The following is an 11,961-nucleotide window of genomic DNA, read 5'->3' as shown; positions in this document are numbered from 1 at the left end:
TGAACTCGCCCTTACAGGAGCGCGCCCAGCACTTCCTCAGTGGTGAGGATCGCATGGGCATAAGTCGGCCCGTTCAGCTCATGGGCCGCGTGCATGGCCTCAGGCGAGAAAGCCGCCGTGGCATCGGTCACCAGCGTCACGTGGTAACCCAACTCTGCGGCGAAACGCCCGGTGGATTCGATGCAGGTATTGGCGAGCATCCCGATCAGGATCACCTGCTGCACGCCGTGCTGCTTGAGCTGGTAGTCCAGGTCGGTATTGGCGAAACCACTACCGCCCCAGTGCTCCTGGATCATCACGTCCTGCTCCATCGGCTGGAAATCAGGGTGCCATTCCCCACCCCAACTGCCCGCAGCGAACACCTGGGCGCGGCTGGCACCCAATTGGTAGGGGCTGGGGTGCTTCCAGGTCTTGAAGTCGTTCGGCCGCGCGCGATGGTGTGGCACATAGAAAACCTGAATCCCTGCCTTGCGCGCTGCTGCCAGCACCCGGCGCAGGTTATCCAGCGTGCCCACGGCGTCGGCGACCGGTTTGGCCAGGCCATTGAGCTTGCCGCCTTCACTCAGGAAATCGTTATACGGGTCCACCAGCAGCAGGCCGCTGCTCTCGCGTGGGTAGGTCATGACGCTGCCTCGGCACAATCAGTAACCTGAGCCAGTGTAGATAGCCCCTGACCAAATCGCTCTGCGTGCACAGAGAATGCGGCACTTTTGGTCGATCTCATGGGAGAGATCTGGCCAGAAGACGGATAGAGAGTCAGCGAGAAGCAGAATCTCGAATTCAGTTCGGGTCCTGCAGAGCCTTCACAGATTGAATCGGGAGTCGTCGCGCTGGAAATGCAGAAGCGACCCCTTGAAGGCTTCGCCATTGCCCAGAAGGCAGTTCATTTTGCTGGTGCTCGACACATAGTCGAGCTCGACCATTTCCCGACAGAAGCTGGACCGGTTCGAGCGATTGGGGTCGACGATGTAGACGTCCACCGTATCGGCCGAGTGCCGGTCGATGAAATCTGCGAGCAGCGCCGGCTGGCCACGCTCATAGATGAGGTCACTACCGATGATCATGTCGAACACGCCCAACCCATCTTCGAGGTCGGACCAGTCCGCCGCCTGGTACTTGAGGGGGCCGAGATCGTTCAGGCGCAAATTTTCTTTCAGGAAATCGGGGATCAGCGGGTGATAGTCGCTGGCGGTGATATCGCCACCCCGGCGATGTACCACAAGGCTGGCCAGAGCCAGGCCGGCCCCCACTTCGAGGATGCGTTTGCCTTCCAGGTCCATCGTGAGCATCGCCAGCGCAAGGACCTGCCCGGATGGCCAGACCTGGCCAAACAGCGGCCAGCTTTCGGGCGATATGCCCAGGTTCTCTGCCACCATTCCAGGATCGTGATATTGCTGGTGATCAAGCAACGAGCGGATATGAAAGTCCATATCGCCCACGGATATATCTTGATACCTGACCTCATAGCCTGGCATGCGGAACTCCCTATTCAGTGAGTGTTGCCGCCAGATGCGCAGCACTGGATAGTTAATTGGTAACTATCGACAGTACATGGAGGCAAAGCGAAGTAAGTTCCTGCTGCCAATTCACAAGCCAGCGAAACTATTGGAATTTTTTGGAGCAGAAATAGAAAAGCCCCGTAGAACGGGGCTTTTCGAGGCGGTAAAGTATCAGACTACCTGAACTTTATCCGCTTGCAGGCCTTTCTGGCCACGTACGACTTCGAAAGTCACTTGCTGGCCTTCGCTCAGGCTCTTGAAGCCAGTGCTTTCGATCGAACGGTAGTGAACGAACAGATCAGCGCCTTCTGCGGGGGTGATGAAGCCGAAGCCTTTTTCATCGTTGAACCACTTGACGGTGCCGGATTGACGATTGGACATTTCATAACTCCAAGATAAAAATAAATAACCCTGATAAAAACTCAGGAAATTACTGAAGTGCTAAAGCTGTAACGAATCGAGGAGATGAAATAACTTCAATCAGAACATCGAACCAAGTATCGCAGAGACAATCGCAGAGCAGTGGACGCGACTATACGCGGTTCGATCAGGATGTACAGGTTTATTTTCAGGCACATTAATTGCGCCGGTGAATACGCTTGGCATTCATGCGCTTAGGCGCCGAATGCAGAAATTTCCGCAGGCGGGATGCCAGAAAGCCACCAGCCCCCGCCGCGGTTCATTCATCACGCCAACCGCATCAGTTCCAGGATCTGGGCGTGCAGGCGCGGGTCGCCGCAGGCGATGACATCGCCGCCGTGCTGTGCGTCGCCACCATCCCAACGGGTCACCACACCGCCCGCGCCCTCGATGATCGGTATCAGCGCCTGGATGTCGTAGGGCTTGAGACCCGGATCAAGCACGACGTCCACCAGCCCCAGGGCAAGCATGCAGTAGGCGTAGCAATCGCCGCTGTAGCGCACCAGCCGCACGTCGTTCGAGAGCTGCTTGAACAGGTCGCTGTAGGGCGGCTGCTGGAAATGCTCGGGGCTGGTGACCATCAGGGTCGCATCGGCCAACCGGCTGCAGGCACGGGTCTGGATCGGGCGGCCGTTGAGCGAGGCGCTGCTGCCGTCGCCGACGAAGCGCTCACGGGTAAAGGGCTGGTCCATCATGCCCAGCGCCGGGCGGGTGCCGTCATTGAGGGCGATCAGGGTGCCCCAGAGCGGAATGCCACTGATAAAGGAGCGGGTACCGTCCACCGGGTCCAGTACCCAGGTCCAGGGTTCCTCGCCCGCGATGTTCTCCTCCTCCTCGCCCAGCACGCCATGGCCGGGATAGCGCTCGCCGATCAGCGCACGCATGGCCCGCTCGGCGCCCTTGTCGGCCAGGGTCACGGGGTCGAAGCGCTCGGCCTCCTTGTTCTCCACCTCCAGAGGCAGGCGAAAGTAGGTCAGGGTCACCCGGGCCGCCGCATCAGCCAGCTCTTCAGCGAACTCCAGGTACTCGGGAGGGAGGGTTTGATCGTTCATGGGGACTCCGTTTCGGGCGAATCAGCAGGTTTCCAGCATAGGTCAGGCGCCCAGGCTTCCGGCGAAGCGCCGGTCCAGCCGTTCGCGCTGGAAATGGTCGGTGAGAAAGTCGATGAAGGCGCGGGTCTTGGCCGGCAGCAGGCTGCGGCTGGGGTAATAGAGAGCAATGGTACCGGCATCGGCGTACCACTGGGGCAATAGTCGCACCAGTTCGCCTCGCTCCAGCCAGGGCAGCACGTCGGGTACCGCCAGCAAGGCCACGCCGAGGCCCAGCAGCGCCGCTTCGCGCATGGCCGCGGGGTCGTTGAGCATGAGGGTCTCGGCCAGTGGCGCGGCCACTTCGTTGCCGGCGGCGTCACGCAGGCTCCAGTGGCGCATCCGGCCGGTGCGGGAGGAGCGCATGACGATGCCGTCGAAGTCGATCAGCCCGGCCGGATCGGTGGGCAGGGTGCGGTCCGCCAGATAGGCCGGCGCCGCCACTGCGATGATGTGAGCCGGCGCCAATGGCCGCGCCACCACGCCCTGGGCCAGTTCGAAACCGCCGCCGATGGCCAGGTCATAGCCTTCGGCAATCAGGTCCACCGGGCGGTTTTCCAGGTGCCACTCCGGACGCACCTGGGGGTAGCGGGCCCGGAAGGCCGGCAGCAAGGGCAGGATGTGAGTCATGCCGAAGCTCGGCGCCATGCTCAGCTTGAGTATCCCGGAAGGCTCGCCCTGATCGTTGCCCACCGCTGCAATGGCCGACTGCAGGGCCTCCAGGTTTCCGCCGATGGCCTGGAGGAAGCGTTCACCGGCTTCGGTCAGGGTGAGCTTGCGGGTGGAGCGCTGGAACAGGCGCACGCCGAGGTTGCGCTCGAGCATGGCAACGTTGCGGCTGACAGCGGCCGGCGTCAGGGCGAGGCGACGCGCGGCGGCGGAGAAGCTGCCGGTCTCGGCGCTGCGCACGAAGGACTCCAGGTTGGCGAGGGTTTCCATCGGCCGACCTTATATCATTGCTTGAAAATCATTCAAGGCATTACCCGCTAATCAAGGATCAATCCGAAGGGGATAGTGGACTCACACCCACCCCCCGGAGATACCCGCCATGACCACCACCCTCCCCCTCGCCGGCAAGACCGCCCTCGTTACCGGCGGCTCCCGCTCCATCGGCGCCGCTATTGCCAAGCGCCTGGCCGCTGACGGTGCCGCCGTCGCCATCACCTACAGCGCCTCGCCCGACAAGGCCGCGGAAGTCGTGCGTGCCATCCAGGCAACCGGCGGCCGCGCCGTTGCCATCCAGGCCGACGCCGGCAATCCGGCCGCCGTGCGCGCCGCCGTCGCCGAAACCGTGGACGCCCTCGGCAGCCTGGATATCCTGGTGAACAACGCAGGCCTTGGCTTGGGCGGCCCCATCGACGAAATCCCCTTCGAAACCTACGAGCGCATGTTGGCGGTGAATGTCACCGGCGTGTTCGTGGCCACCCAGGAAGCCGTACGCCATATGTCGGCAGGTGGGCGCATCGTGCATATCGGCTCCTCCATGACCCATTACGCGGCCTTCCCCACAGCCTCGCTCTATACCCTGACCAAAGGTGCCATCGCCGGCTTCAACCGCAGCCTGGTACGAGACCTCGGACCGCGCGGCATCACAGTGAATACCGTGCATCCCGGCCCCACCGACACCGACATGAACCCGGACGGCGGCCCCGTGAGCCAGATCGTCGGCCCCGGCATCGCCATCGGCCGTTATGGCAAACCGGAAGAGATCGCCCATGTGGTGGCCTTCCTCGCCGGACCGGACGCGTCCTTCGTCACCGGTGCCGACATCATCGCCGACGGCGGCTTCACCGCCTGATCCATCCGGAGAACACGCATGAAAAGCATTGGAATCATCGGCGCAGCCTGGTGCAGTTCCCCGGCGGCCCCCTGCCAGCCCTCAACCTGGTGCGCTTCGGCTGACAATCAGCCGACGAGGTCCACCACCACTTTGCCCTGGGCGTCACCGCTGGCCACCAGCCGGTGCGCGTCCAGGGCCTCCTCCAGGCTGAAGCGATGGAGGTCCAGACGAACCTTCAGCTTGCCGTCCTCGACCAGCCTTGCCACCTTCGCCAGAATCTCGCCGTGATGTTTGCGGCCCTCGCCGGTGAGCAGCGGTAACAAGGTGAAGACCCCCGAATAGGTGGCGCCCCGGAACGACAACGGCGCCAGCTTGTGCTCACCCCAGCCCAGAGCGCTGACCACATGGCCGGTGTAGTGGCGTACCGCTTGGAACGACGCATCCAGCGTAGCTCCGCCTACCGTGTCATAGACGATGTCGAAGCCTCTCCCGTCAGTGTGACGCGCCACGTAGTCCTCCACCGCGGTACTGCGGTAGTCGATGGCGACGGCACCGAAACCTTCGATCACCGCCAGGTTCTCTGCCGAGCCGGTCGCGTAGACCTCGGCCCCGAAAGCACGGGCGATCTGGATCGCCACATGGCCCACGCCACCGGCACCGCCATGCACCAGAACCTTGTGCCCGGCACCGACCCTTGCCCGGTCCACCATCCCCTCCCAGGCAGTAATGGCCACCAGCGGTAATGCAGCGGCCTGGCGCATGTCGAGGTTGACCGGCTTCTTCGCCAACAGGTCGGCATCCAGCGCCTGGTAGTCCGCCAGGGTTCCCGGGTTGCCGCCGATACCTCCGGCCATGCCGTACACCTCATCCCCCGGCGCGAAGTTGCTGACGCCCTCCCCCACACTCGCCACCACGCCAGCCAGGTCCATCCCGAGCACGGCGGGCAACGTTTGCCGGGCATGGCCGCCCTTGCCGGCGCGAATCTTGGTATCCAGCGGGTTGACGCCGCTGGCGTGGATACGCACCAGCACCTGGCCCGGACCGGGTTGCGGGCGCATCGGATGGATGAGTTTAAAAGGCGCATCGACGGTTTCGAGCAACAGTGCACGGTCACGGGTTTCGACAATCATGGCTATGGCCTCCGGGTTGCAGTGGAGGCCATTCTTTGCCCGCCAGCTCATTCGCAGAAGACCACTAAACGGCATAGCATTCATTCCACATGAGAATGAGTGGGAACGGTGATGGACAAGCTCAACGCAATGGCCGTGTTCGTACGGGTAGTGGAAAGCGGCAGCTTTTCGGCGGTGGCGCGAGAACTGGGTACCAGCCAGCCAACCATCAGCAAGCAGGTGCAGGCCCTGGAGACGTCCCTGGGTGGCCGGCTGATCGCTCGCAGCACCCGCCAGCTCTCGCTCACTGATGAGGGACAACGCTACTTCGAGCAGTGCCGACAGATTCTCTCGGCAGTGGATAACGCCGAACTCAGTTTCCAGACCGGTCGCGAACAGGTGGCTGGCCCCTTGCGGGTGGCTTCGTCCGTGAGCTTCGGCCGCACGTGCATCGCTCCCGTGCTCGGGGAGTTTCTTGCCTGTTATCCACAGGTCAGCCTCGACTTGCAGCTCAGCGACCGCAACGAAGACCTGGTAAGCGAAGGCATCGATGTCAGCCTGCGAATCGGCGAGCTACCGGCCAGCGGGATGATCGCGCGCAGGCTCGGCCATATGCGGCGCCTGGTACTGGCCGCCCCCGCCTACCTCGCAGGCCGTGGCACACCACAGTCGCCGGAGGCGCTGCGTGAACACAACTGCCTGGTTTTCAACCTGTTGCCGGATGCCGGCATCTGGACCTTCATCCGCGACGGGCACACACAGTCAGTGCGGGTGAGCGGCAATGCGCGCAGTAACAGTTCGGAGGCGATACGGGAGATGGTGCTATCCGGGTTGGGTATTTCGCTGTCGCCGGACTGGCTGTTCATGGCCGACCTCGCGGCCGGTCGGGTGGTTGCCCTGCTTCAGGACTTCACCCCTTCAACCTTGCCCATCCACGCCCTGTCCCCAGCCAATCGGCGGCAGTCGGCGCGGGTCAGGACCTTTGTGGACTTCATCGCACAGAAGCTCGCGTAGTCAGTGGCCGGATGGAGCGAGGCCCGACATTGCAGCGCCGGGCCTCACACCTTCGCCACCCTGCCTATGACTTGATGAAAGCCAGCAGATCGGCATTGACCTGTTCCTTGTGGGTGTCGGTCAGGCCATGGGGAGCGCCGGGATAGACCAGCAACTTCGCGTCCTTGACCAGCTTGGCCGACTCCAGCCCGGAGGCCTTGATCGGTACGATCTGGTCGTCGTCGCCATGCAGGATCAGCGTCGGGATGTCGAACTTCTTCAGATCTTCGCGGAAGTCGGTCTCGGAGAAGGCCTTGATGCAGTCATAGGCGCTCTTGTGGCCAGCCATCATGCCTTGCATCCAGAAAGAGTCGATCAACCCCTGCGACACCTTGGCGCCCGGGCGGTTGAACCCGAAGAAGGGGCCACTGGCGATGTCCTTGTAGAGCTGCGAGCGATCCGCCACGGAGCCGGCCCGAATGCCGTCGAAGGCTTCGATCGGCGTGCCCAGCGGGTTGTCCTCGCTCAGCACCATTTTCGGCGGCACGGCAGCGATCAGTCCGGCCTTGGCCAAGCGCCCGGTACCGTGGCGGCCGATGTAACGGGCCACTTCACCGCCACCGGTGGAAAAGCCGAAGAGGATTGCATCGCGCAGGTCCAGCGCCTCGATCAGTTCAGCCAGATCGTCTGCGTAGGTGTCCATGTCATTGCCTTCCCAGGGTTGGCTGGAGCGGCCATGACCACGGCGGTCGTGGGCGATGACGCGGTAGCCCTGGCTGGCCAGGAAGAACATCTGCGACTCCCAGCTATCGGACGTCAGCGGCCAGCCATGGCTGAAGACAATGGGCTGACCGGAGCCCCAGTCCTTGTAGTAGAGCTGCGTACCGTCTCGGGTGGTGATGCTGCCCATCTTGCGCACTCCTTCGGTGTCGGGCCCCGGCCCGGGGCCCCATTGGGTGGGAAGGTTCTCGATTGCACTCGACTGCATCAGCGGCGGGCTTACTGGCCCTGCTGCGCGAGGTATTCGTCAGTGGAAATCACAGTGGCGTAGGCGAATGCCAGTGCAGCCATGAAGGCACCATGGACCTGTTCAGCGGGGACGACCTTGCCGTTGAATTCCAGGTCCCGCGAGGCGCAGGCATCGTGGACCACCGTGACCTGATAACCATAGTCGGCCGCTGCGCGGGTGATGCCATCGACGCACATGTGGCTCATGCTGCCGACGACCGTCACCTTCTCCACGCCGTTGCTGTCGAGGATGTCCTTCAGTCCGGTTTCGCGGAAGGAGTTGACGAAGTGCTTCAGGACCACCGGCTCGCCCGGTGCATTCAGCACTTTCGGATGGATGTGCGCGCCCTCCGAGCCAGGCCGGAAGAAGGGCGCATCCGGGCTGGTGAACTCGTGACGGATGTGAACCACCAGGTCGCCTGCCTCACGGGCACCGGCGATGATCCGGGCGGCCTTGTCGGCTGCGGCGTCCGCGCCGTGGAGGGTCCAGAGGCCACCGGGGAAATAGTCTTTCTGGATGTCGACTACGATAACGGCTTGCTTGCTCATGATGTTCACCTCAGGTTGTGGGGGTGGTTGCGTGGGATCTAAGGTGAACCTTTCAGCGCCGGGCGGGGATCGGCGCAACCGACAAATTCGCAGGAAGAACTGACAATGAAGACCACGCTGGAGATCGGCCTCCTGCTCTATCCCGGTGCCCAGCTCGCGGCGGCCCACGGTCTCTCCGACCTGTTCACGGTGGCCAATCGTATGGCCGCCGAGCACACCGACGCCGACCTTCCCCTGCTGCGGGTGCGCCACTGGACGGCTGGCGATGACGGCGAGCTACGCTGCACCCTCGACAGCCACCCCGACGCCGACAGCCGTGTCGCGGTGGTGGTGGCGCTGCCTTGCATCGGTTCACTGCCCTCGACCGCAACCCTGCAGCCCTTCGCCAACTGGCTCACCCGCCAGCATGCAGAGGGCGTGACCTTGAGCTCGGTGTGCGCCGGTGCATTCGTGCTGGCGCAGACGGGCCTGCTCGCCGGCCGCGCCATGACCACCCACTGGAGCCTGGCCAAGGACCTGGCCGAGCGCTATCCGGACGTGAAAGTGGATGCCGACAAACTGGTGGTGGACGACGGCGACATCATCACCGCTGGCGGCGTGATGGCCTGGACCGACCTGGGCCTGACCCTGGTGGACCGATTGCTGGGGCCAACCATTGCCGCAGACACCGCGCGCTTCCTGGCGCTCGACCTGCCCCGCCACTCCCAGCAGTACTTCCGCCGCTTCACCCCGCGCCTCAACCATGGCGACGAGGCCGTGCTCAAGGTGCAGCACTGGCTGCAGCGCCAGGACGCACGCAACGTCAGCCTGCCCGCCATGGCCGACCAGGCCGGGCTGGGCGAACGCACCTTCCTGCGCCGCTTCCAGCAGGCCACCGGTCTGCGACCCACCGAGTACTGCCAGCAACTGCGCGCCGCCAAGGCCCGTGAACTGCTGGAACTGACCAACCGCTCGGTGGACCAGATCGCCTGGGAAGTCGGCTACCAGGACCCGGCGGCCTTCAGGAAGGTGTTCAACAAGATGGTCGGGCTGTCGCCCACGGATTACCGGCGGCGGTTTGGGCGCAGAAGTGCGAGCTAGGGCAGCCCCTCTCCTTCCCCCTCCCTGACCTCAGTATCCCGATACACACCCAGCGCCGGATCGAAGGTGCGAATCAGAACCTGCGGCTTCTCAGTGCTGACGCGAGGCAACTGCGCGTCGCGGAACTGGTGATAGTCCGGCACCACGATGAAGGTTTGCGGCGGCAGGTCGGCGAAGGGTTGGGGCGGCGGAGAGACGTAGGGTTGCAGGGGGCGGCTGGGGTAATAAGCAGTACCAAGGTAGGGACCGACCCCGTAATAGGAATCGCCATAGCCGGTCGCCCAGGCGCCCGGCACGGCCAGGACTGATAGCAGGATTCCGAGGCGTGCCATGACGGTGCCCTCCACGGTGAATCCCCCAAGGCTTTCAGTTATAGCACCCGGCACCACACGCACTGCAGGGCCTGCGATGCCTTGCCTCGTCGCCCCGCATCGAAGGGTTCGGTCCGCCATGCACCGACCCGGACGCCTTCCAGCTCCGCTTACAGCATCAGAGCCGCAAGCGCTCGGCGCTGATTTCCGGCAGGTCGGTGCGGCGCAGGTAAATCAGCAACGCATCACCCAGGTTGAGGCGGTCGTTGATGTTCTGTTCCAGGAGGATCTGCAGGCATTCGCGGCTGAGCGTCATCACCTGGCCGGATTTCGCCACCCAGACGAACTCGCAGGCCGGCGTGATGCTGTCGTCGGGCACGTCCATGCCGAACGAGTCTTCGCTGAAACGAACGATGTACTTGCCCAGCTTGCGGTTGAAGCCGACAAAACCCTGGAGGGCGTCGGCGGCGTTGCAGATGTCGGTGGAGGTGATGCTCATGCTGTACTTCCCGGCGTTGAAGGAACTGGGGTGTGCACGCATGAAAGGCAGGGTCGCTCCCACTCTGGTCGGTGGGTAGGCGGGCATTCTGCCAGCCCTGGCCATGACCGGAGGGAGACGTGTTGTCGCACCCGGGCCCGCCTGGCGGGCCCGGGTGGAACGGTCAATGCGCCGGCTGCACGATGGCATTGCCCGGCAGTGCCGGCAGCCGTGCCAGGTGCAAGGCCACCGCCACCGCGACTACCAGCAAGGCACCGATGAACAGGCCGACACCCTGCCAGCCGTAGTGGTGCCAGAACAGGCCGCCGAGGGTGCCGGCCAGGCTGGAACCGACGTAGTAGCTGAACAGGTACAGCGACGAGGCCTGGCCCTTGGCATTCTGGGCGCGGCGGCCTATCCAGCTGCTGGCCACCGAATGCGCACCAAAGAAACCGAAGGTGAAGATCGCCATGCCGGCCAGGATCACCCCCAACGGGCTGAACAGGGTCAGCACCAGCCCCCCCAGCATCAACAGGATGGCAGCCCAGAGCACCTTGCGCCGGCCCAGCTTGTCCGCCAGGGAACCGACCCAGGCCGAGCTGTAGATACCCGACAGGTAAACCACCGAGAGCACGCCCACCACGGCCTGGGTCATCTGGTAGGGAGATGCCAGCAGTCGGTAGCCGATGTAGTTGAACAGGGTGACGAAAGCGCCCATCAGCAGGAACCCGGTAAGGAACAGCCAGGGCAGGCCCGCATCACGGAAGTGCAGGCGATAGCCTTCCATCAGGGTGGACGGTTTGAGCGGCTGAGGACGGAAGTGCTTTGACTCCGGCAACACGCGCCAGAACACCACGCCGGCCAGCAGCGCCAGGCCGCCGAGCACGGCCAGCGCCGCGTGCCAGGAGACGAAGTCCACCAGCACGCCGCTGATCAGGCGCCCGCTCATACCGCCAATGGCGTTGCCGCTGATGTAGAGGCCCATCGAGAAACCGAGGTGATGCGGGTGGATCTCCTCGCTGAGGTAGGTCATGGCCACGGCGGCCAGGCCGCTCAGCGAAAGCCCGACCAGGGCGCGCATCACCAGCACGCCTTCCCAGGTCGGCATGACGGCACTGGCCAGGGTGAACAGGGCGGCGGCGATCAGCGACACCACCATCACCGGCTTGCGGCCGATGGCGTCGGACAGCGGGCCGGTCACCAGCAGGCCGAGGGCGAGCATGGCGGTGGATACCGAAAGCGCCAGGCTGCTCTGGGCAGCGGTGATGGAGAAGGCCCTGGACAGCACCGGCATCATCGGTTGCATGCAGTACAGCAGGGCAAAAGTGGCGAAACCGCCGGAAAACAGCGCCAGCGACGTGCGCATGAACTGCGGCGTGCCTTTGCGAATGTAGGTGGGAAGGTCGGGGTCGTTGGCGGCGGCATCCGGCAGCTCACTGGCTGCGTCACGCACCGCCTCGCTAAACGCGGGGTCGTCTTCGGTCTTGAGTACTGCCTGGGATTTGCTCACGGGACACCTTCGGAAGATTGCGGCGAGCAGGCACAACGAGGCCGTGCCGCCTGAATCAGGGGCTGGGAATATTCGTTGTTGGGGTTATGGGACGAAGGATATCGGGCGGTTTATATTATCTCCAATATATTATTCG

At 63.7% G+C, this 11,961-nt stretch carries 14 protein-coding genes; 3 read left to right on the top strand and 11 right to left on the bottom strand.

Annotation, left to right across the window (positions count from 1 at the left end; genetic code table 11):
* Positions 1–11 precede the first annotated feature (11 nt).
* The 5 genes from G559_RS0101080 to G559_RS0101060 form a co-directional block, all read right to left on the bottom strand.
* Complete coding sequence (locus G559_RS0101080; RefSeq protein ID WP_028626467.1) at positions 12–623, bottom strand: cysteine hydrolase family protein; 612 nt, start codon at positions 621–623, stop codon at positions 12–14.
* 180 nt (positions 624–803) lie between these two features.
* Complete coding sequence (locus G559_RS0101075; RefSeq protein ID WP_028626466.1) at positions 804–1,475, bottom strand: class I SAM-dependent methyltransferase; 672 nt, start codon at positions 1,473–1,475, stop codon at positions 804–806.
* A gap of 195 nt (positions 1,476–1,670) precedes the next feature.
* Positions 1,671–1,880, bottom strand: a complete 210-nt coding sequence (locus G559_RS0101070; protein WP_028626465.1) for a cold-shock protein — start codon at positions 1,878–1,880, stop codon at positions 1,671–1,673.
* Between the two features lie 305 nt (positions 1,881–2,185).
* A complete protein-coding gene (hisN, locus tag G559_RS0101065; RefSeq protein WP_028626464.1) occupies positions 2,186–2,971 on the bottom strand; it encodes a histidinol-phosphatase in 786 nt (261 codons plus the stop codon).
* Positions 2,972–3,013: 42 nt separating this feature from the next.
* Positions 3,014–3,946: a LysR family transcriptional regulator gene (locus tag G559_RS0101060; RefSeq protein WP_028626463.1), complete on the bottom strand. Its 933-nt coding sequence runs from the start codon at positions 3,944–3,946 to the stop codon at positions 3,014–3,016.
* A 109-nt stretch (positions 3,947–4,055) separates the two neighbouring features.
* On the opposite strand from G559_RS0101060, the gene G559_RS0101055 reads away from it, so the two are divergent.
* Positions 4,056–4,805 carry an SDR family NAD(P)-dependent oxidoreductase gene (locus G559_RS0101055; protein WP_028626462.1) on the top strand — a complete coding sequence of 250 codons (750 nt, stop codon included), beginning with the start codon at positions 4,056–4,058 and terminating at the stop codon, positions 4,803–4,805.
* A 107-nt stretch (positions 4,806–4,912) separates the two neighbouring features.
* Here G559_RS0101055 and G559_RS0101050 read toward each other — a convergent pair whose 3' ends face one another.
* Complete coding sequence (locus G559_RS0101050; RefSeq protein WP_028626461.1) at positions 4,913–5,917, bottom strand: zinc-dependent alcohol dehydrogenase family protein; 1,005 nt, start codon at positions 5,915–5,917, stop codon at positions 4,913–4,915.
* A gap of 111 nt (positions 5,918–6,028) precedes the next feature.
* Here G559_RS0101050 and G559_RS0101045 point away from each other — a divergent pair, with 111 nt between their 5' ends.
* Complete coding sequence (locus G559_RS0101045; RefSeq protein WP_028626460.1) at positions 6,029–6,910, top strand: LysR family transcriptional regulator; 882 nt, start codon at positions 6,029–6,031, stop codon at positions 6,908–6,910.
* 64 nt (positions 6,911–6,974) lie between these two features.
* Here the strand turns inward: G559_RS0101045 and G559_RS0101040 are convergent, their stop codons facing one another.
* Entirely contained in the window at positions 6,975–7,799 is an 825-nt protein-coding gene (locus tag G559_RS0101040; RefSeq protein WP_028626459.1) for an alpha/beta fold hydrolase, read from the bottom strand.
* Between the two features lie 89 nt (positions 7,800–7,888).
* A complete protein-coding gene (locus G559_RS0101035) occupies positions 7,889–8,446 on the bottom strand; it encodes a cysteine hydrolase family protein (protein WP_028626458.1) in 558 nt (185 codons plus the stop codon).
* A gap of 105 nt (positions 8,447–8,551) precedes the next feature.
* On the opposite strand from G559_RS0101035, the gene G559_RS0101030 reads away from it, so the two are divergent.
* Positions 8,552–9,526: a GlxA family transcriptional regulator gene (locus G559_RS0101030; RefSeq protein ID WP_028626457.1), complete on the top strand. Its 975-nt coding sequence runs from the start codon at positions 8,552–8,554 to the stop codon at positions 9,524–9,526.
* Here the strand turns inward: G559_RS0101030 and G559_RS0101025 are convergent.
* The 3 genes from G559_RS0101025 to G559_RS0101015 form a co-directional block, all read right to left on the bottom strand.
* Positions 9,523–9,858, bottom strand: coding sequence for a hypothetical protein (locus tag G559_RS0101025; RefSeq protein WP_028626456.1), 336 nt, complete (start codon positions 9,856–9,858; stop codon positions 9,523–9,525). The genes G559_RS0101030 and G559_RS0101025 overlap by 4 nt on opposite strands.
* A 157-nt stretch (positions 9,859–10,015) precedes the next feature.
* Positions 10,016–10,336 (bottom strand): DUF2025 family protein, encoded by a 321-nt coding sequence (locus G559_RS0101020; RefSeq protein ID WP_028626455.1) that lies wholly within the window; start codon positions 10,334–10,336, stop codon positions 10,016–10,018.
* A gap of 163 nt (positions 10,337–10,499) precedes the next feature.
* The gene (locus tag G559_RS0101015) at positions 10,500–11,825 is read right to left on the bottom strand and encodes an MFS transporter (protein WP_028626454.1); all 1,326 of its coding nucleotides are present in this window, start codon (positions 11,823–11,825) and stop codon (positions 10,500–10,502) included.
* Positions 11,826–11,961: the final 136 nt, after the last annotated feature.

Source organism: Metapseudomonas resinovorans DSM 21078 (assembly GCF_000423545.1).
GTDB lineage: Bacteria > Pseudomonadota > Gammaproteobacteria > Pseudomonadales > Pseudomonadaceae > Metapseudomonas > Metapseudomonas resinovorans.
The sequence above is the reverse complement of the archived record's forward strand: the minus strand, read 5'-3'. Positions and strand labels throughout refer to the sequence as shown.